Raw genomic sequence first — 19,746 nt, 5'->3', positions numbered from 1 at the left:
ATGAACGCGCATGTCTCCCCCGAATCCGCCGTCCCCGTCTCCGACGACAATGTCTCCGAAGACAGCTGGACCGTCGCCGGCCGCACTTTCCGGTCGCGCCTGATCGTCGGCACCGGCAAGTACAAGGACTACGCCACCAACGCCGCGGCGGCGAAGGCGGCGGGGGCCGAGATCGTCACGGTGGCCGTACGCCGCGTGAACCTGACCGACCCGACCCAGCCGCTGCTGGTCGACTACGTCAAACCCACCGAATTCACCTTCTTGCCCAATACGGCCGGCTGCTTCACCGGCGAGGACGCCGTGCGCACCCTGCGCCTGGCCCGCGAGGCCGGCGGCTGGGACCTGGTGAAGCTGGAAGTGCTCAGCGACCCCAAGACCCTCTATCCTGACATGGAAGAGACCCTGCGCTCGCTTAAGCTGCTGGTGGCCGAGGGCTTCCAGGTGATGGTCTATTGCTCGGACGACCCGGTCTACGCCCGCAAGCTGGAAGAGGCCGGGGCGGTGGCGATCATGCCGCTGGGCGCGCCGATCGGCTCGGGCCTGGGCATCCAGAACCGCGTCAACCTGCGGATCATCATCGAGAACGCCAAGGTGCCGGTGCTGGTCGACGCCGGCGTGGGCACGGCCTCGGACGCGGCGATCGGCATGGAACTGGGCTGCGACGCCATCCTGATGAACACCGCCATCGCCGAGGCCAAGGACCCGATCCGCATGGCCCGGGCGATGAAGCACGCGGTGATCGCCGGTCGCGAGGCCTATCTGGCCGGCCGGATGCAGAAGCGGCTCTACGCCGATCCCAGCTCGCCGCTGGCGGGACTGATCTAGGCCCTTTCGGTGCGAACGCGGCGGTCTTTAGACCGCCGCCTCACCAATTCTAGACCTTCTTGGCGGCGCCGGCCCGGGCCTGGTCGATGGCCAGGTTCAGGGCGTGCATGTCAGCGCCCGCTATCATCTGGTCACCAACGAAGAAGGCTGGCGTGCCCTCGATCGCCAGGGCTTCGGCCAGGGCATGGGTGTCGGCCAGGTGCTGGGTGACGGCTTCTGACTCGCCGGTCGCGCGGGCCTTGGTCATGTCGATGCCGAGCTCCTGGCCGATGCGCATGGCGGCGGCCGCGTCGAGACTTTTCTCGGCCATCAAGCGCTTATGCAGCTCGATCGTCTTGCCCTGATCCTTGGCGCCCAGCACCAGACGCGCGGCGACCTCGGAGTCATGGCCGAAGATCACGAAATCCTTGAACACGAAGCGCACGTCCGGGTTCTTCTGGATCAGCTCGACGATCTGCGGCGCGGCCAGCTTGCAGTAGCCGCAGCGGTAGTCGAAGAACTCGACGACCGTGATCGAGCCGTTCGGATTGGCCACGAAGTCGCGCGGATCGCGCTCCAGCGCCTGGCGATACTTGGTGATCGCGCTCTTGGCATTCTTGGTCTTCTCGGCCGTCTGCTTTTCCTGAAGCTTGCTGCTCATCTCGACCAGCACCTCGGGGTGCTCGATCAGATAGGCGTGCACTTTCTCGCCAAACGCCTTGTCGGCGTTGGCTTGTCCGCAACCCATCAGGGACAGGGCGACGAAGGACGCGGTGGCGAACGCCAGCGGGCGGGACATCTTGGACATGGAGATCTCTGACAGGGGGCGGCCTAGCGGCGCAGGCCCGAGGTGACGGCGCCTTCCTTGGCCAGGTCCTTGAGGTCCTGGTTGGAAGGATTGGAGGTCAGGACGATATCGGTGGCGCGGCGCCATTCGATGCTGTCCTTCTTGAGCAGTTCACGGGCCCGCATGGCGAAGACCCGGGCTTCCTGGGTCGCGCCCATGTTGAAGTACTGTTCGGCGGTGGCCAGACGGGCCTCGCCGTCCTCGCCGCGCTTGTCATAGGCCTGGGCCAGCAGGCGCCAGGCGACGGAATTGTCGCTTTCGTCGAGCAGCGAACGCTTCAGCTCGCCGATGCCTTCCTCGACCTTCTTGGGATCATCGAGGCCGATCAGGGTCTGACCCAGATTGACGCGCAGCAGCGCGGCGTCGGGCTTCAGCGCCACCGAGCGACGTTGCGGCTCCTCGGCCTCCTTGACCCGATTGAATTCGAACAGGATCTGGCCCTTGAGTTCCCAGAGATAGGGATTGTTCGGGTTCTCGGTGATCAGTCCGTCCAGGATCTTCAGGGCCCGGTCGGGCTCCTTCATCTGATAATAGGCGATGGCCCGGGCGTAGCGTGCAGGGAAGGCCCGGTCGCTTTCCTTGTATTTCACGATCGCCACGCCGGGATTGATGAAACCCTCCAGCTTGGCCTTCATGATCTCGTGCTCGGCCAGCGAAGAGGGATCGTCGACGGTGTTGTAGTGCGGCAGCTTTTCCACCCGGCTGCGCAGGGCGTCGATCCGATCGCCCGACAGGGGGTGGCTGCGGAAGTAGGCGAAGCGCCGCGACTGGTCGAAGACCTCCTGGTAGCGGAAGTTGTCGAAGAACTCGACGAGGCCGCGGCCCGACTGGCCGGTGGCTTCCAGGAAGCCGGCTCCGGCCTGGTCGGCGCGCGACTCCTGGTCCCGGCTGTAGCCCAGGACGCCCAACTGGCCGAAATAGCTGGCGTTGCCCAATAGGACCGCGCCCGCGTCCGGAGCGCCCGCCAGAGCGGCCAGGACGCCCAGACCCATGGTCAGGATCATCGGCTTAAGGCCGGCCCGCATCATTTCGCCCGAACGCAGCGGGTGGGCGCCGGCAAGGTGTCCGGTTTCGTGGGCGATGACGCCCTTCAGCTGATTGGGCGTCTCGGTCTGCAGAATCAGGCCGGTGTTGAGGCCCATCATCAGGCCTTGGGTGGCGAAGGCGTTCAGTTCCTTGTCGCCGACCAGCAGGATGCGAACCGTCTTGGGATCCAGTCCCGCCGCCGCGTAGATCGGGTCGGCGTCGCGGTGCAGGATTTCCTCGATCTCGGTGTCGCGGATCAGCGACGGGCCGTCCTGCGCGTGAGCCGGCGCGACAGGGGCGAGGATGGCCGCCAGCAGGGCCAGCGCGGACAGCGCCGATCCCGTCTTCCTGGACAATCTTTCGGAAGCCGCCCTTGTCCGGGAGGTCATCGAAACTCTCCTGATCGCGCCCCCGCGCTCAAGTCGGCAGTGTAACGCGGTTCTCGACGACCTGGGAACATCGGTCGAACGCCCTTTCCGCGATATAGGTGTGAAGGCTGGCGGAACCAGGGCTCCGCCAGCCTTCATCAGTCTGGAGCCTAGCCCCGACGCCACCAGCCGCGCTTGGGCTTTTCGGGCGGAGTCAGGATTTCGGCCGGATCAGGCTCGACGGCAACCGGCGCCGGTTCGGCGGCGGCGACCACGACGGGCTCCGGCTTGGCGACAGGCGCGGCCTTGGCCACGACCGGAGCCGAGACCTCGACATCGGCCGCGACCAGGGGCGCGTCCTCGACTTCGACAGCGGGGACTTCGACAGCGGGCGCCTCGACGACGGCCGCTTCCACGGTCGTCTCGACTTCGGCGTCAGCGGTCTTGCGGCCACGGCTGCGGGGACGGCGCGCCTTCTTGGGGGCTTCGTCCTGCGGCGGCAGCTCGACCCAGACGTCGGCCGGCGGGCCTTCGATCACGGCCGGCGGCAGCGGCGCGACTTCCAGTTCGGCCACGTCGACCCGCACGGCCGGAGCCCGTTCGGCGCGCGGTGCGTCCGAGGTCTCGGTCCGCTCGGTGCGTTCGCCACGACCTCGTCCACGACGACCGCCGCGTTCACCGCGTTCACCGCGTTCGGCGCGCTCAGGACGCTCGGCGCGTTCCGCGACCGGGGCTTCCACGCGTTCCGGGCGCTCAAGCCGCTCCGGACGCTCGGGACGAGCGCCGCGACCATCCAGTTCAGCGGGATCGTGCCAGACAAAGGCGTTGTCGCCGAACGGGACGCGTGGGCGGGTCCAGGCGAAGGCGTCGGCCGGACGATCGCCGTCCTCGCGACCGCCACGGCGACCGCCGCGACGTCCACGGCGGCGGCGGCGGCGGCGCGACTCTTCGTCCTCGCCCTCGATATCGCCTTCGACGCGATCAGCGCCGTCGGCGTCATCTTCGTCTTCATCGCCAGCGGCTTCGGCCGGCGCTTCGTCACGCTCGTCGCGACGCCCGCCGCGACGACGGCGCTTGCGGCCGCGACGGCCGTTGGAGTCGTCCTCGGCCGGTTCGGCGCGAGCCGGACGTGCGGCGCGGGGCGCGTCGTCGTCTTCGCTCTCGTCTTCGTCCTCGGAGACGATTTCCTCGTCTTCGTCTTCCTCCTCGTCCTCGAACGCCTCGTCGTCATAGACGGGATCGGGTTCGATCGGCGCGAAGATCTGCGGGGCAGGGCGCTCGCCCAGCTCGGTGCGGTCGATGTCGTGCTCGGCCTGGTGCAGGCTGTCGTCGACCAGGACCGTGACGAACAGGGCGTGGGTCTGCTGCAGGCGCAGCAGATAGGCGCGCTTTTCGTTGAGGATGTAGATGCCGACCGGGCGGCTGACCTTCAGGGTGACGGCGCCGCCGCCCTTCAGGGCCTCGACCTCGACCGCGCGCAGGGCGGCCAGGGCGCTGGACTCGACCGAGCGGACGCGGCCGGTGCCGTCGCAGTGTTCGCAGACGTGGGTGGTGCCTTCCAGCACGCCGGTGCGGCGACGCTGGCGGCTGATTTCCATCAGGCCGAAACCGCTGATCTTGCCCATCTGGATGCGGGCGCGATCGTCCTTCAGAGCGTCCTTGAGGACCTTCTCGACGGTGCGGTTGTTCTTGCCTTCATCCATGTCGATGAAGTCGATGACGATCAGACCAGCCAGGTCGCGCAGGCGCAGCTGACGCGCGGCTTCCTCGGCGGCTTCCACGTTGGTCTTGAGCGCGGTCGCCTCGATGTTGCGCTCGCGCGTGGCCTTGCCCGAGTTGACGTCGATGGCGACCAGGGCCTCGGTCTGGTTGATCACCAGATAGCCGCCCGAACGCAGCGGCACGACCGGCGAATAGATCTGAGCCAGATGGTCTTCGATCTTGTGCTTGACGAACAGCGGCGCCGGCTCGCGGTACGGGAAGACCTTCTTGGCCTGGCTCGGCATCAGCATGCGCATGAAGTCGCGCGCTTCCTTGTAGCCGGCCTCGCCCTCGACCCAGATGCCTTCCAGGTCCTTGTCGTACATGTCGCGGATGGCGCGTTTGACGAGGTCTTCTTCCTCGTAGATCAGCGCCGGCGCGATCGAGTGCAGCGTGTTGTCGCGGATGTTTTCCCACAGACGCAGCAGATATTCGTAGTCGCGCTTGATCTCGGCCTTGGTGCGCTTGGCGCCGGCCGTGCGGACGATCAGGCCCATGCCCTGCGGCACGTCCAGGCCCTGCACGACGCTCTTGAGGCGCTTGCGGTCGGTGACCGTGGTGATCTTGCGGCTGATGCCGCCGCCACGGGCGGTGTTGGGCATCAGGACGCCGTACCGGCCGGCCAGCGACAGATAGGTGGTCAGGGCCGCGCCCTTGTTGCCACGCTCTTCCTTGACGACCTGAACCAGCATGATCTGCCGGCGGCGGATCACTTCCTGGATCTTGTACTTGCGCATCAGGCGACGCTTGCGGCGCGCCAGTTCTTCCTCGACGGCGTCTTCTTCGTCGTCGACCGCGTCGCCGTCGTCTTCGCCATCACGACCGTGGTGATGGTCATCCTCGTCGTCGTGCGAGTCGTCGCGCATCAGCGCTTCGCGGTCGGCGACCGGAATCTGGTAATAGTCCGGGTGGATCTCGTTGAAGGCGAGGAAGCCGTGGCGGTTGCCGCCATATTCGATGAACGCAGCCTGGAGGCTGGGCTCAACGCGGGTCACCTTGGCGAGATAGATATTTCCTCGGAGTTGCTTGCGGGTCTGGCTCTCGAAATCGAATTCTTCAACCCGCGTACCATCCACGACCACCACACGCGTCTCTTCGGCGTGGGCGGCGTCGATCAACATCTTCTTCGACATAAAGGGTATCTCCACGGCGCGCGGCGAACGCTAGGTCCGGGCGCCGATATGATTGAAAGGCGCGCACGTCACCGCCCGTCGCACCGCCGAGGCGGTTGCGGAAGGTCGGTCGCCAAAGGCGGTCGGGTGCGGCGCAGCCCATAAGGTTTCTGTGTTCCTTAAACGCGCCGGGAGGCGCGGATCGGATGGAGCGTCGACGCCGGGAACGGCTTAAGGGCCCGACGCGGGCCCTGCGGGACGATCCAGGCGAAGGCTTCGCGCCTCACGCTGGTAATCGAGCCCAAACTCATTTCAGTCCGGCGGTTCCGGCCACGGGCGCAATTGCTTCCGTGAGATAGGAGCCGCTCACGCTTTCCGCCATGACGATCACGGCGCTCAGCGCGCGGACCATAGTGTAGCAACATCGCAACGTAAAAGAAAAGCGCTCGACTGATCGCTTCTGCGCGGCCATGTCGCGCTTGGGTTAACGCTTTCTCTACCCGAAAATGCGGATATCAGTTTTTAGGGTTAGGTTGAGCGCCTGGGGGCGACGGACGGCATGAGCAGGGTTCTGATCTCGGCTGCGAGGACAGGGTGGGCGCGGGCGGCGATGATCGTCGGCGGCCTGGCCCTGGCTGGCGTCGCCGTGGCCATGGCCCAGGGCCCGGCGCCGGCCGCCGGCGTCCAGAAGGTCCGCTTTGGCGGTGACCGCAACGAAACCCGCATCGTCATCGACCTGGATCGCGCCGCCACGGGCAAGCTGCTGGCCGACGGCGCCTCCGATCGTCGCGTGGTGATCGGCCTGCCCAACGTGACCACGGCCGGCGATCTGCAGGGCGCGGGCCAGGGCCTGGTCGAGCGCTGGGCGATCGACGAGGCCGCGGGCGGCGCACGTCTTCGGCTCGAGCTGAAAGCCAACGCCGAGGTTCGCCGCCGCTTCCTGCTCCCGCCGGGCGATGGCACGTCGGCCTATCGCTATGTCATCGACTTGAAGTCCACCGACGCCCCGGGCGCGGTCCAGGCCCAGGCCCTGAAGCCGACCTTGATCTCGGCTCCCGTGAAGGCCTCGGCCCTGCGCCTGAAGAAGGTCATCGTCATCGACGCCGGCCACGGCGGCAAGGATCCGGGCTCGTCGGGCGCCAACACCGCCGAGAAGGACGTCACCCTGGCGGCCGCCAAGGCGCTGAAGGCCAAGCTGGAGAAGTCCGGCCGCTACACCGTGGTCATGACCCGCCAGTCCGACACCTTCGTGCCGCTGGAAAGCCGGGTGCAGATCGCCCGCCGCGCCGACGCCGACCTGTTCATCTCGCTGCACGCCGATTCGGGGCCCGACGCGGCGACCCGGGGCGCCAGCGTCTACACGCTGTCAGAAAAGGGCACCGAGCGCGTGGCGCGGGTGCTCGAAAAGGACGATTGGCTGATGAAGGCCAATCTGCCCGGCCGTGATCGCGCGGTCAGCCAGATCCTGCTGGACCTGTCGCAGCGCGCCACCAAGAACCGCTCGGCGGCTTTCGCCGAGACCTTACTGCAGTCCGTGGGCGAAGAGACGACCCTGCTGCGCCGCAGCCACCGCGACGCCGGCTTCATCGTGCTTCTGGCTCCGGACGTGCCGGCCGTGCTGCTGGAGATGGGTTTCATCACCAATCTGGACGACGAGCAGCTGCTGAAGACCCCGGCCGGTCGCGACCGGCTGATGGACGCCGTCGCCAGTTCGATCGAATCCTATTTCACGACCCAGACCCGCCTCGCGGCGCGCTAGGTTGGCGAGAGCCGTTGGCGCCTTGCCCGATGCGCGCTAGAGCCATCGAGGGGAAGACGCGTCGGACGTGGCCGGTCCCCGCGATCGGCAAAACCGCTTACGTTTTTGCCGATCGCGCTCTAGAGGATTCGAATGGAGCGGGCGAAAGTGCGTCGCCCGACGGAGGCGGCGTGGATCTGAAGCCCAGAGAACGATGGATCGCCATCGCCGGCGTCACGGTGCTGTCCGCGATCGCCGTGGCCGGCTTCGCCATCGCCATCTATGCGGCCTGGCTGTTCCACGACATGCCCGACGCCGGCGAACTGCAGGATTATCGTCCGCCGACCGCCACGCGCGTCTACGCCTGGGACGGCACCCTGATCGGCGAATACTCGAAAGAGCGCCGGATCTTCGTGCCCTACGACCAGATCCCGCCCCAGTTGGCTCAGGCTTTCCTGGCGGCCGAGGACCACAACTTCTTCAAGCACGGCGGCGTCGATGTCGGCGGCTTCTCGCGCGCCATGCTCAACAACGTCGGCAACGCCGCGCGAGGCCGGCGCCTGGAAGGCGGCTCGACGATCACCCAGCAGGTGGCCAAGAACGTCCTGTTGACCAGCGACGCCACGGTCGGCCGCAAATTCAAGGAAGCGATCCTGGCGCACCGCCTCGAGCAGTCGCTGTCCAAGCAGCAGATCCTCGAGCTCTATCTCAATGAAATCTGGCTGGGCTATCGCTCGTTCGGGGTGGGCGCGGCGGCCTACAACTATTTCGGCAAGTCGCTGCCCGAGCTGAGCCTGGCCGAATGCGCCTATCTGGCCGCTCTGCCCAAGGGGCCGGACAACTATCACCCGATCCGCAACAAGGCAAAAGCCAAGGCCCGCCGGGACTGGATCCTGGGCCAGATGGCCGAGCAGGGCTGGATCAGCCAGGCCGACGCCCACAAGGCGATGGCCGAGGATCTGATCGTGCAGGCCGCGCCCAGCCGCGCCAAGTACCGGGACGCCGACTATTTCGTCGAGGAAGTGCGCCAGCGCGGCGTCGCCACCCTCGGCCCGCGCCTCAACGAGGGCGGCTACTACATGCGCACGACCCTGGATCCCAAGCTGCAGACCGCGGCCCGGGTCGCGCTCATGGCGGGTCTCGAGAAATATGATCGTCGCCACGGCTGGCGCGGCGCCTGGGGTCATGTCGACACGATCGACAGCGACTGGGAGAAGGCCATCAAGCTCAAGCCGCCTTCGGAGCGGTCGAACTGGCGCGCCGCGCTCGTCACATCGGCCTCGGGCGGCGTGAGCCTCGCCAAGGGGGAAGGCGAGGGGGCCATCGCCGGCGAGGACATGGCCTGGGCCAATGCGACCAAGGGCCTGAAGGTCGGCGACCTGGTGTTCGTCGAGAAATCCGACAGCTCGCCAGCCTATCGCCTGCGCCAGACCCCGATCGTCAACGGCGCCCTGGTGGCGATGGAGCCCTATACCGGCCGTGTCGTGGCGCTGGTCGGCGGCTACAGCTTCTCGCTGTCGAACTTCAACCGCGCCACCCAGGCGATGCGCCAGCCGGGCTCGGCCTTCAAGCCGTTCGTCTACGCCACCGCGCTGGAAAACGGCTACACGCCGGCCAGCGTGGTGGTCGACAGCGCCATCACCCTGAAGGGGGCCAATGGCGAGGACTGGAGCCCGGAGAACTATCACAAGAAGTTCTACGGGGCCCTGCCGCTGCGCAAGGGCCTGGAGCAGTCGATCAACGCCATGACCGTGCGCCTGGCCCAGAGCGTCGGCATGAAGAAGATCGTCGACACCGCCAAGCGGACCGGCGTGACCCGCGACATGGCCCCGGTGCTGGCCATGGCCCTGGGCGCCGGCGAGACCACGCCTTTCAAGCTGACCACGGCCTATACGCCATTCGTCAACGGCGGCCGCCGCGTCGAACCGCACCTGATCGAGCTGGTGCAGGACCGCGAGGGCAAGGTGATCTTCCGCGCCGACAAGCGCGACTGCGTGCGCTGCAACGCCGGCTTCAACGGCGACGAGAGCCCGCGCATCCCCGCGCTGGGCGAGCAGGTCATGGACCCGATCACCGCCTACCAGATCACCTCGATGCTGCAGGGCGTGGTCCAGCGCGGCACCGCGGCCCAGGCCAGTTCGCTGGGCTATCCGCTGGCCGGCAAGACGGGCACCACGAACGAATACCGCAGCGCCTGGTTCATGGGTTATTCGCCCAACCTGGTGGTTGGCGTGTTCATCGGCTTCGATGACAACCGCTCGCTCGGCGAAGGCGAGACCGGCGCGACCGGACCGGTGCCGATCTTCATGGACTTCATGCGCGAAGCCCTGAAGGGCCAACCCAAGACCGAGTTCAAGGTTCCCAAGAACGCCAAGTTCGCCATGGTGCGCGGCATTCGCGAGGCCTTCCGCCCCGGCACGGAGCCCAAGGTCTTCGTGCCGACCGAGAGCACCGGTCCCCAATCCTATGGCGACGCCTGGCCCGACGGCCAGGTCGGCCCGGCCCCGACCCAGGGCCCCGCCAAGCCGCCCACCCAGGCTCCGGACATCAACGGACTCTACTGATCGTCGCTCAATCGCCCCCCAATCGTTCGGGAGGTCATTGCGCCGACTCCGGGCGCGGGCTACATCCCGCGCCCTTCAACACTGTCACGGAGTTACGTGATGAGACCGGATGTCGAGGCCTCAGCGGCTGACATCGAGCAGTCCGTGGGACTGCTCAGGAGGCGTCTTTGACTGGGATGTCGCCCTACGCAAGCTCGATGAGCTGAACGCCCGGGTCGAAGACCCAACCCTGTGGGACCGTCCCGCGGAAGCCCAGGCCGTCTCCCGCGAACGCGCCAGCCTGGCCGCCCGCGTCGAGGCCGTGCAGGTGCTGGAAAACGGCCTCAAGGACGCGCTGGAATACGCCGAGTTGGCCGACATGGAGGGCGACGACGCCCTGCTGGAGGACGCCCGCGCCCAGCTCAAGGACCTGAAGGAACGCGCCGGTCGCGCCGAACTCGAGGCCCTGCTGTCCGGCGAGGCCGACGGCAATGACTGCTATGTCGAAATCAACTCCGGGGCCGGCGGCACCGAGTCCTGCGACTGGGCCGGCATGCTGCTGCGCATGTACAGCCGCTGGGCCAACGCCCACAAGATGACCGTCGAGCTGGTCGAAGAGACCGGTGGCGATCAGGTCGGCATCAAGTCGGCCACCCTGCTGGTCAAGGGCACGAACGCCTATGGCTGGCTGAAGACCGAGGCCGGCGTGCACCGCCTGGTGCGCATCAGCCCCTATGACGCGGCCGCCAAGCGCCACACCTCGTTCGCCTCGGCCTGGGTCTACCCGGTGGTCGACGACACCATCGAGATCGAGATCAATCCGTCGGATGTGCGGACCGACACCTACCGGGCCTCCGGGGCTGGCGGTCAGCACATCAACAAGACGGACTCGGCGGTGCGCCTGACGCACATTCCGACCGGCATCGCCGTGGCCTGCCAGGCTGGTCGTTCGCAGCACCAGAACCGCGAAGAGGCTTGGAAGATGCTGCGCGCCCGGCTCTACGAGGCCGAGCTGCAGAAGCGGGAAGCCGCCCAGCAGGCGCTGGAAGATCAGAAGACCGACATCGGCTGGGGTCACCAGATCCGCAGCTACGTCCTGCAGCCCTACCAGATGGTCAAGGACCTGCGGACCAACGTCGAGACATCCGACACCCAGGGCGTGCTGGACGGCGACCTGGACGCCTTCATGGGCGCCTCCCTGGCTCAGCGGGTCGGGGCGACGCGGGACGCCTCGGCCTAAGGGCCGGCGCGACCTTCGCAAAGCAAAACGCCCCGGAGCGATCCGGGGCGTTTTTCATTTTAGGCTCTTTGGTTTGGCGCGCTTTCTTCACGCGAACCGGGTTCCACTTCGCTCGAAAGCGCTAGCCGGCCGGCTTAGCCAGGGCGGGCGTCGCCGTCGGCTGCGGCGCGGGAGCCTGTTGCGGCTGCGGCGGAGCGGCGGGGCGCTGGAACTTCAGGCTGCGGCCCTGGAAGAAGGCCCCGGTTTCCATCGCCAGCTGTTCGTGGGTGATGTCGCCGTCGATGTAGGAGGTGCCGTAGAGGCGGACCTGCTTGGCGGTGACCGCGCCGACGATGCGACCACGAACCTCGACCGCCTCGGCGTAGATCGAGCCCTCGATGTGGCCGGTCTCGCCGACCGTCAGGCGGCCGACGCGAACGTCGCCGCGCACCACGCCGTCGATCTGCAGCTCGCCGTCGCCGGTGATGCCGCCTTCGATGGTGATGTCGGGGGAAATCAGGGACGCCACCTTGGGCGGCGCCTTGCGGGCCGCATCTGGAGCGACGGGAGCCATGGACATGGGCAACGGCTCGATGCGAGCCGGACCCTTGGACGCCTTAGCTTGCTTGCTGAACATACTCACCAGCCTTCAAGAAACGGTTCGGGTTCTGAGCCCGACCGTTGACCCATACTTCGTAATGCAGATGCGGACCGGTCGAACGGCCGGTCGAGCCCATGGCCGCGATGCGCTGGCCGATGGCCACGCGCTGGCCGACCCGGACCGAAGAGGCCTGCAGGTGGGCGTAGCGGGTCTTGAAGCCGTTGCCGTGGTCGATCTCGACGACGTTGCCGTAGCCCGAGCGCACGCCGACGAACGAGATCACGCCCGGCGCGGTCGCCATGATGGGGGTGTAGAACGCGCCGGGGAAGTCCAGGCCCGAGTGGAAGGCCGGGCGATGGGTGAACGGGTCAAAACGGACGCCGTAGCTGCTGCTCAGCGCCGGATTGTTGGTCGGCCGGTAGAAGGGCAGCTTCTGCGAGGCGGCGCTCAGTTGGCGCATGTCCGACATGTCGGTGGCCGCGTGCTGGATCCGGCTGGCGAAATCTTCGTCGACGTCGAGCACGGCGGCCAGGGCCCGGGGGTCCTTGGCCTCGATCAGCGGACCGCCCAGCGACGAGCCGCCGCGGCCGGTGAACGAACCGGCGTCGAGGCCCGCCATCCGCATGGCCAGGCGCAGGCGCTCGGCGCGGCTCTTGGCGAAGGTTTCGGCGGCGTCGATCAGGCGTTCCTGGTCCATCCGCGTGGCCTGGATGCGCTCGACCGGCGAGGCGCCCAGCACGTGCGGCTTGGTGACCTGCAGGGCCTGGGCGGCGCCGGGCACGCCCTTGAAGTCGCTGACCAGGAGGGCGAGGGCGGCGTGGCGCTTCTCGACCGAGCTGGCCAGTTCGTCCAGCGAACCGCTGCTGGCCGACAGCTGGGCCACGGCGCTGTTCAGGCGGGCCTGGCGGTCGGCGTTGAGCCGCTCGTAATAGGCCTTCTGCTTGATCACCATCTGGTCGGTCGAGCTGACCGACAGGGCGTTGACCATCATGGAGGCCGTGCAAACGCCCATCCACAGGGCCGCCGCGGCGATCCCGGTGGCGCACATCAGCTGCTTGCCGGTGGAGAAAACGTAGCCCCGCATTTCGCCGCCGGAGCGCACATAGAGGTGGCGCTCGGGGAAAAGCTCTTCCAGGGATTGTCGCAGTCGCTTGAAGCGCGTGATCGCCATCGCCCTAGGAAACCCCCGTTTTCAAGGTCCCGGCGATATGCAACGAGAAAGCGGAAACACGCAAGATACTTCGCGCCGAGCGTGAACGCAGGGCGACGTTTTGCTGTAACGACTTCAATCGGTAGAAGGTTCCGGGTGCGATTTCCATCACCGACGCGTCTCGGTGTTGCGATAACCGCACGCCTGGGACCGCAAAGCCACAGCTCTACTTCAGCGTCCCGTCCTTCAGGGCCTTGGCCGCCGTCAGAACGGCCTTGATGTGGTTGGGCACCTTCACCTTGCGCCAGACCTGGCGGACCACGCCTTCGCGGTCGATCAGGAAGGTCGAGCGGTCGATGCCCATGTACTTGCGGCCGTACATGCTCTTCTCGACCCAGGCGCCGTAGGCCTCGACGATCGCGCCGGAGGTGTCGGCGGCCAGTTCGACGGTCAGGTCATGCTTCTTGCGGAACTTGGCGTGCGAGGCGGCGCTGTCCTTGGACACCCCGACGATCACCGCGCCCAGCTTGGCGAACTCCTCGACCTCGGACGAGAACTGCAGCGCTTCCGAGGTGCAACCCGCCGTGTCGTCCTTCGGATAGAAGTACAGCACGACGTTCTTGCCCTTCAGGCCCGAAAGGCTGACGCGGCCCGTGTCGGTGGCCAGGTCGAAATCGGGGGCCTTGTCGCCGGGCTGCAGGTCGCTCATCGCTCTCTATCCTTCCAGTTCGGTGGGTGAAATCCTCGCCCTTCGACAAGCTCAGGGTGAGGATTTCACGGTCGCCTCAGTAGCCCTCATCCCGAGCTTGTCGAAGGACGAGGGCGATATTCTAGACCGGCTTGACCAGCACGATCTTCTTCTTGCCGGCCGCCAGCTTGACGACGCCGTCGACGAGGTCGGCCTCGGTGACCACGCGGTTGGCGTCGGGCTCGGCCTTGTCGTTCAGCTTGACGCCGCCGCCCTGAGCCAAGCGGCGCGCCTCGCCGCGCGAGGCGGCCAGGCCAGCGTCGGCGAACAGGTTGGCCAGCACGATACCGGCCTTCAGGTCCGCGGCGGGCACCTCGAAGGTCGGCAGGTCGGCCGACAGCGCGCCTTGCTCGAACGCCTTCTCGGCGGCGTCACGGGCCTTGCGGGCCTCGTCCTCGCCGTGGGCCATGCGGGTGGCTTCGTCGGCCAGCACCTTCTTGGCGTCGTTGATCTGGGCGCCCGGCAGGGCTTCCAGGCGGGCGATCTCGTCGAGCGGCAGGTCGGTGAACAGCTTGAGGAACCGGCCGACATCGGCGTCCTCGGTGTTGCGCCAGAACTGCCAGTAGTCGTACGGGCTCAGTTGCTCAGCGTTCAGCCACACCGCGCCCGACATGGTCTTGCCCATCTTGGCGCCCGAGGCGGTGGCCAGCAGCGGCGTGGTCAGGCCGAAGGCGGCCTTCTGATCCACGCGCCGCGTCAGCTCCACGCCGTTGAGGATGTTGCCCCACTGGTCCGAGCCGCCCATCTGCAGCACGCAGCCGTACTTGCGGTTCAGCTCCAGGAAGTCGGTGGCCTGCATCAGCATGTAGTTGAATTCGAGGAAGGTCATCGGCTGCTCGCGCTCGAGCCGCAGCTTGACCGAGTCGAAGGCCAGCATCCGGTTGACCGTGAAGTGCACGCCGTAGTCGCGCAGGAACTGCACGTAGCCGAACTTGGAGAGCCACTCGTCGTTGTCGACCATGATGGCGTCGGTCGGCCCGTCACCGAAGGTCAGGAACTTGGCGAACACCTGCTTGATGCCGGCGATATTCGCCTGGATGTCGGCGTCGCTGAGCAGCTTGCGGCTCTCGTCTTTGCCGGTCGGGTCGCCCACCTTGGTGGTGCCGCCGCCCATCAGGACGATCGGCTTGTGGCCGGCCTGCTGCAGGCGGCGCAGCATCATGATCTGGATCAGGCTGCCGACGTGCAGGGACGGCGCGGTGGCGTCGAAACCAATGTAGGCCGTGACGATCCCGCCGGCGGCCGCCGCGTCCAGTTCATCCGGGTGGGTGATCTGGTGGATGTAGCCGCGCGCCTGCAGGGTCTGGAGGAATTCCGACTTGAAGGACGCGGCGGCGGACATGGTTCGACTCTCTGAATTGGCTGACGGTGCCTCTAGCACGGGCGAGGCGGTCTGTGGCGAGGGGTTCATCGTGGAAGTCTCCTGGAAGTAGACCGGAGACGTTCGCTGAGGATCCGCGTGTCGCCGGTGAGGGCGGGGCGCGGACGTGATCGGTCGGCCTCCCGCTAGGACAGCGGGCGGTAATAGGCGCGGGTGTTGGGGCGCTGGACGATCATGGGCTCTAGCTACCCGGCGCGGGCCATGGCAGTCAACCAGACCATGCGTATCCTGGGATTCATGACCGGCACCTCGCTCGACGCGGTCGACATGGCGGTGCTCGAGACCGACGGCGAAGAGATCCAGGCCTTCGGGCCGGCCGGCGAGCGCAAGCTGCGCGAGGCCACTCGCGACCTGCTGCTGGAGACCACGACCATCGCCCGGAGCTGGGCGCGGGGCGAGCCGGAGCCGGCGATCTTCGCCGAGGCCCGGCGCGCCGTGGCCGACGAGCACCTGCACGCGGCGCAGAGCTTCATCGCCGAGCACGGCCTGGCCTGGAGCGACTTCGACCTGCTGGGCGTGCACGGCCAGACCGTGCTGCACGAACGGCCGACGCCCGAGCGGGTAGGGCGGACGGTGCAACTGCTCGACGCCGAGCGCCTGGCGGCGGGCTGCGGCCGGCCGGTGGCCTTCGACTTCCGCACCGCCGACGTCGCGGCCGGCGGGGAGGGGGCGCCGCTGGCCCCGATCTATCACGCCGCCCGCGCCCGGGCCTCGGGCCTGGCCGCGCCGGTGGCGGCGCTGAACCTGGGCGGGGTGGCCAATGTCACCTTCGTCCAGCGAGACGGCGCGTTGCTGGCCTTCGACACCGGGCCGGCCAACGGCATGATCGACCTGGTCGTCCAGGCGCGCGGGGCAGGACGGTTCGACGAGGGCGGGCGGCTGGCCATGGCAGGGTCGGTGGACCAGGGCGTGCTGGCGAGCCTGCTGGCCCGGCCCTATTTCACCAGCAAGCCGCCCAAGTCGCTGGACCGGTTCGACTTCCCGATCGAGAGCGTCGAGGCCCTGTCGCTGGAGGACGCCGCCGCCACCCTGACAGCCTTCACGGTGGCCAGCGTGGCCCGGGCTTACGAATGGCTGCCCGAGGGCGAGCGCCCGAAACAGCTGATCGTCGCCGGTGGCGGACGGCACAACGCCCACATGATGCGGGGACTTGGCGAGGCGCTTCACGGGATCTCCGAAGTGATCTCGGCCGACGACCTGGGCTGGCGCGGCGACGCCATCGAGGCCGAGGCCTTTGCGTTCCTGGCGGCCCGGACGGCGCGGGGGCTGCCGATCAGCTTTCCTGGGACGACCGGGGTGGCGGAGCCGATGGTTGGCGGACGGATCGTAAATCCTCCCCCTGTGGGGGAGGCGATCGCGTAGCGATCGGTGGGGGGAGTTTTGAGATTGAAGATCGTAGGTTCGGCCATCGGCCTATCACTCCCCCCTCCGTCGGCTTCGCCGACACCTCCCCCACAGGGGGAGGCTTGATGGACACACGGCTTCGCTCCCTCACACGGTTGACCGCTGAGCTGATCGGAAAGGGTCGCGGAGCGCCGGACGACGTCCGGAGTTTGAAAAAAGAATACCGTTTCGACGAAGCCCGATCGCTCCGCGCCATCGTTATCCGGAAGCCCGCGACGCTGAGCCCTGTTAGGGCCTCGCCGCCTTGAAGCCTCCGACGGGCGGGCTGGATCAACGAACCCCAGTCCCGGACCGCGAGCCTGTCACCGCTCGCCTGTTGTTCCGCCGACCCTCACGTCACGTCGTATCTGTGTTCCAGGCCCGACCGGCACCAGAGACGCAAGGTTTGGTCCTCCGAAAAGAACCGCCGACAGAGCTTCCCGCTCGATCGCCCCTCGCCGCCGCATCGGTCGCTGGCCATGCGCCCTTTCCCCGCGTCGAGGTGGGTACAGGATACGGCGAGCCTGAAAGGGTGAGGGGAATAAAGATTTAGGGCAGGGATTTCAGTCGCTTGTCAGCGCAGGGCCGGGGACACACGCATGCGTGTGTCCCCAATCACGCCCCATCAGCGCCTCAATGCAGCTTCAGCCGCCCCGCCACCCGTTGTTGCAGCAGCCGCGCCAGGGCCAGGACCACCGTTTTCGGCGTGCCCAGGATCGCCCGATGGTGGTCCAGGTGCAGCGAGATGTAGGCCCACTTGGCGATCAGGCCCTCGATGAAGAAGTTCGGGCCGCCCAGCCCGCCCATCAGGGCGCCGACGCCCTTGTTCTCGCCCAGCGACACCAGCGAGCCGAAGTCCCTGTAAACGAACGGCGTCTCGATCCGGCGCTGGCCCAGGCGGGCGATCAGGGCCTTGGCCAGGTAGCTGGCCTGCTGGTGGGCGGCCTGGGCGCGGGCCGGGATGATCTTGCCTTCCTTCCCAGCCCAGGGCGCGGCGGCGCAGTCGCCCAGCGCCCAGACGTCGGGGGCCGAGGTCTCCAGCCGGTCGTTGACCACGAACTGGTTGGTCTTGTTGGTCTCCAGGCCATAGGCGGTGTTGGTCGGCGCGGCCTTCACGCCCGCGGCCCAGACGATCAGGTCGGCGGGGATCTCGCCCAGGCTGGTCTCCAGCCGGTCGGCGTGGACGGCCACCACCTTGGCTCCGGTGTGAACCCGCACCCCCTTGCGCTCCAGGGCCACGGTCGCCTGGTCGGAGATCTTCTCGGGCAGGCCGCCCAGGATGCGCGGGGCGGCCTCGACGATGGCGATGTCCAGGCGGAAGCGCTGCTCGCTGCCCAGGCTGCCGAGCAGTTCGCGGTGAGCCTCGATCAGTTCGGCCGACAGCTCGACCCCGGTGGCCCCGCCGCCGACAATGGCCACGCTCATGGTCTTCTCGGCCGAGAACGAGGCCTTCATGAAGGCGGCCAGCAGCCGGGTGTGGAAGGCCTCGGCGTCCTCGGTGCGCTCCAGCAGGTGGGCCTGGTCGGCGCCCGGCGTGCCGAACAGGTTGGAGCCGCTGCCGATCGCCAGCACGCCCCAGGTGAAGGTGACGCCGCGCTCTGGGACCAGCACCTTGCCGCCTTCGCCGACAATCGGCTTGAGGTTCAGCCGCTTGGCGACCGGGTCGAAGGTGTCCAGGTCGCCCAGCAGGAAGCTGAAATGGTTGCTGCGGCCCAGGATCGAATAGGACAGGCCCTCCTGGTGGGCGTCCAGCGTGCCGGCCGCGACCTCGTGCAGGGTCGGCTTCCAGATGTGAAAGCTGGACCGGTCGATCAGCAGCACCCGTTCCTTGCCGGCCTTGGGCCCCAGCTTTCGCCCCAGCCGCGCCGCCAGTTCCAGCCCGCCAGCCCCGCCGCCGACGATCACGATGTCGTAGTGCATGCCCGCCATCCCAGAATTCCTCAGATGGTGAAATATATAGGACGCGCGCGATGTCAGGCCAAGTTGAGCCGACGGGACATCCCGAACCGGCCGTTGATCCACGCGTCGTCCAGCGGCGCCGGCCCGGGGGGGCGGCGTTCGAAGTCGAGGATTTCAGTGTCGGGAAAGCGCGAGACGCAGGCTGTCGTCGCTTCGGCGTCTCCCTGGAACATCGGGAACGGCCGTATGGTCTGGCTCACCGTCATTCTCCGCGAACAGCGTTCAGGGAAGAATGACGGTGAGTTGTTCAGAACCGCAAGTGTATTGGTACCGGTACCGATCTTACGGGATCGGGTTGGCTTCCAGGCGCTTGTCCAGATACTCGCCGACGCTCTTTTCGACCGACGGCAGGTGCTCGGCCCAGAAGTGGGTGGCCTTGTCGACGACTTCGTAGTCGATGACGATGCCCTTCTGGGTGCGCAGCTTGGAGACCACGCGCTCGACCTCGACCGGCGGCACGACGGTGTCGGCCGCCCCCGTCAGGATCAGGCCGGAGGCCGGGCAGGGGGCCAGGAAGCTGAAGTCGTACATGTTGGTCGGCGGCGACACCGAGATGAAGCCGTCGGTTTCCGGACGGCGCATCAGCAGCTGCATGCCGATATAGGCGCCGAAGCTGTAGCCGGCGACCCAGGTCTGGGCGGCGGCGGGATTGTTCGACTGCAGCCAGTCCAGCGCCGTGGCCGCGTCGGCCAGCTCGCCGATACCGCTGTCGAATTCGCCCTGGCTGCGGCCCACGCCGCGGAAGTTGAAGCGCAGGGTCGCGAAACCACGCTTCATGAACAGGTGGTACAGTTGCACCGAGACCGGATGGTTCATGTGCCCGCCCGCCTTGGGGTGCGGGTGCAGGATCAGCGCGATCGGGGCGTTGTCGGTCTTGCCCGGGGAATAGCGGCCCTCGATGCGGCCCGAAGCTCCGGTCAAAATCACGTCAGGCATTCAAGATCCCTATCCAAAAAGGGGCGACGGGGTCGGTTCCTTCAGCCGGAAAGGGCGAAGGAATACTTGACCGCTGCGCTTGGTCTTCCTAAATCCGCACCGCGCGCCTTGGTCTTTCGACAAGAGCCCTGGGCGCGAAGTCGCGGCTTGTAGCACACGCCTAAGCCAAT

Annotated in this window: 15 protein-coding genes and 1 pseudogene; 6 read left to right on the top strand and 10 right to left on the bottom strand. The window is 67.3% G+C overall.

The annotated features are described in order from the left end of the window. Positions 1 to 825 (top strand): thiazole synthase, encoded by an 825-nt coding sequence (locus G3M62_RS12105; RefSeq protein ID WP_165187326.1) that lies wholly within the window; start codon positions 1 to 3, stop codon positions 823 to 825. Positions 826 to 874: 49 nt separating this feature from the next. Here the strand turns inward: G3M62_RS12105 and G3M62_RS12100 are convergent, their stop codons facing one another. From G3M62_RS12100 to G3M62_RS12085, 4 genes are all read right to left on the bottom strand, one after another. Further along, on the bottom strand, positions 875 to 1,612 hold the full coding sequence (locus G3M62_RS12100) for a DsbA family protein (RefSeq protein WP_165187324.1): 738 nt from the start codon (positions 1,610 to 1,612) through the stop codon (positions 875 to 877). A 23-nt stretch (positions 1,613 to 1,635) separates the two neighbouring features. Further along, the gene (locus G3M62_RS12095; RefSeq protein ID WP_165187322.1) at positions 1,636 to 3,066 is read right to left on the bottom strand and encodes a M48 family metalloprotease; all 1,431 of its coding nucleotides are present in this window, start codon (positions 3,064 to 3,066) and stop codon (positions 1,636 to 1,638) included. 149 nt (positions 3,067 to 3,215) lie between these two features. Next, on the bottom strand, positions 3,216 to 5,939 hold the full coding sequence (locus G3M62_RS12090) for an Rne/Rng family ribonuclease (protein WP_165187321.1): 2,724 nt from the start codon (positions 5,937 to 5,939) through the stop codon (positions 3,216 to 3,218). Between the two features lie 286 nt (positions 5,940 to 6,225). Continuing rightward, entirely contained in the window at positions 6,226 to 6,390 is a 165-nt protein-coding gene (locus G3M62_RS12085; RefSeq protein WP_165187319.1) for a hypothetical protein, read from the bottom strand. Between the two features lie 87 nt (positions 6,391 to 6,477). Between G3M62_RS12085 and G3M62_RS12080 the strand changes: the two genes are divergently transcribed. The 3 genes from G3M62_RS12080 (at position 6,478) to prfB (ending at position 11,439) form a co-directional block, all read left to right on the top strand. Next, positions 6,478 to 7,677 (top strand): N-acetylmuramoyl-L-alanine amidase family protein, encoded by a 1,200-nt coding sequence (locus G3M62_RS12080; RefSeq protein WP_165187317.1) that lies wholly within the window; start codon positions 6,478 to 6,480, stop codon positions 7,675 to 7,677. A 170-nt stretch (positions 7,678 to 7,847) separates the two neighbouring features. Next, positions 7,848 to 10,220: a penicillin-binding protein 1A gene (locus tag G3M62_RS12075; protein ID WP_165187315.1), complete on the top strand. Its 2,373-nt coding sequence runs from the start codon at positions 7,848 to 7,850 to the stop codon at positions 10,218 to 10,220. A gap of 99 nt (positions 10,221 to 10,319) precedes the next feature. Then, positions 10,320 to 11,439 (top strand): peptide chain release factor 2 gene (prfB, locus tag G3M62_RS12070; RefSeq protein ID WP_165187314.1). Its coding sequence is split into 2 segments (ribosomal slippage): positions 10,320 to 10,388 and positions 10,390 to 11,439, totalling 1,119 coding nucleotides; the frame shifts between segments, so codons are not numbered across the junction. Positions 11,440 to 11,560: 121 nt separating this feature from the next. Here the strand turns inward: prfB and G3M62_RS12065 are convergent. From G3M62_RS12065 to G3M62_RS12055, 3 genes are all read right to left on the bottom strand, one after another. Beyond that, positions 11,561 to 12,055: a bactofilin family protein gene (locus G3M62_RS12065; RefSeq protein ID WP_165187312.1), complete on the bottom strand. Its 495-nt coding sequence runs from the start codon at positions 12,053 to 12,055 to the stop codon at positions 11,561 to 11,563. Next, positions 12,036 to 13,190 carry a peptidoglycan DD-metalloendopeptidase family protein gene (locus G3M62_RS12060; protein WP_165187310.1) on the bottom strand — a complete coding sequence of 385 codons (1,155 nt, stop codon included), beginning with the start codon at positions 13,188 to 13,190 and terminating at the stop codon, positions 12,036 to 12,038. Before G3M62_RS12060 ends, G3M62_RS12065 begins: the two co-directional genes overlap by 20 nt. Positions 13,191 to 13,395: 205 nt before the next feature. Further along, positions 13,396 to 13,878 (bottom strand): peroxiredoxin, encoded by a 483-nt coding sequence (locus G3M62_RS12055; protein ID WP_165187309.1) that lies wholly within the window; start codon positions 13,876 to 13,878, stop codon positions 13,396 to 13,398. A gap of 22 nt (positions 13,879 to 13,900) precedes the next feature. On the opposite strand from G3M62_RS12055, the pseudogene G3M62_RS26965 reads away from it, so the two are divergent. Beyond that, positions 13,901 to 14,004: pseudogene (locus tag G3M62_RS26965) on the top strand (hypothetical protein); the annotation flags it as partial. On the opposite strand, the gene tyrS reads toward G3M62_RS26965, so the two are convergent. Beyond that, entirely contained in the window at positions 14,000 to 15,328 is a 1,329-nt protein-coding gene (gene tyrS, locus G3M62_RS12050; protein ID WP_165187307.1) for a tyrosine--tRNA ligase, read from the bottom strand. The pseudogene G3M62_RS26965 and the gene tyrS sit on opposite strands and share 5 nt — an antisense overlap. Before the next feature lie 189 nt (positions 15,329 to 15,517). Here tyrS and G3M62_RS12045 point away from each other — a divergent pair, with 189 nt between their 5' ends. Further along, entirely contained in the window at positions 15,518 to 16,660 is a 1,143-nt protein-coding gene (locus tag G3M62_RS12045) for an anhydro-N-acetylmuramic acid kinase (protein ID WP_165191299.1), read from the top strand. A gap of 654 nt (positions 16,661 to 17,314) precedes the next feature. On the opposite strand, the gene G3M62_RS12040 is transcribed toward G3M62_RS12045, so the two are convergent. Together G3M62_RS12040 and G3M62_RS12035 are read right to left on the bottom strand one after the other, a co-directional pair. After that, the gene (locus G3M62_RS12040) at positions 17,315 to 18,601 is read right to left on the bottom strand and encodes an NAD(P)/FAD-dependent oxidoreductase (RefSeq protein WP_165187306.1); all 1,287 of its coding nucleotides are present in this window, start codon (positions 18,599 to 18,601) and stop codon (positions 17,315 to 17,317) included. A 321-nt stretch (positions 18,602 to 18,922) separates the two neighbouring features. Further along, a complete protein-coding gene (locus tag G3M62_RS12035) occupies positions 18,923 to 19,576 on the bottom strand; it encodes an alpha/beta hydrolase (RefSeq protein WP_165187304.1) in 654 nt (217 codons plus the stop codon). Between the last annotated feature and the right edge of the window lie 170 nt (positions 19,577 to 19,746).

Origin of the sequence: Caulobacter soli, from assembly GCF_011045195.1 — a bacterium.
Lineage (GTDB): Bacteria > Pseudomonadota > Alphaproteobacteria > Caulobacterales > Caulobacteraceae > Caulobacter > Caulobacter soli.
This window is presented reverse-complemented; position numbering and strand designations above follow the sequence as displayed.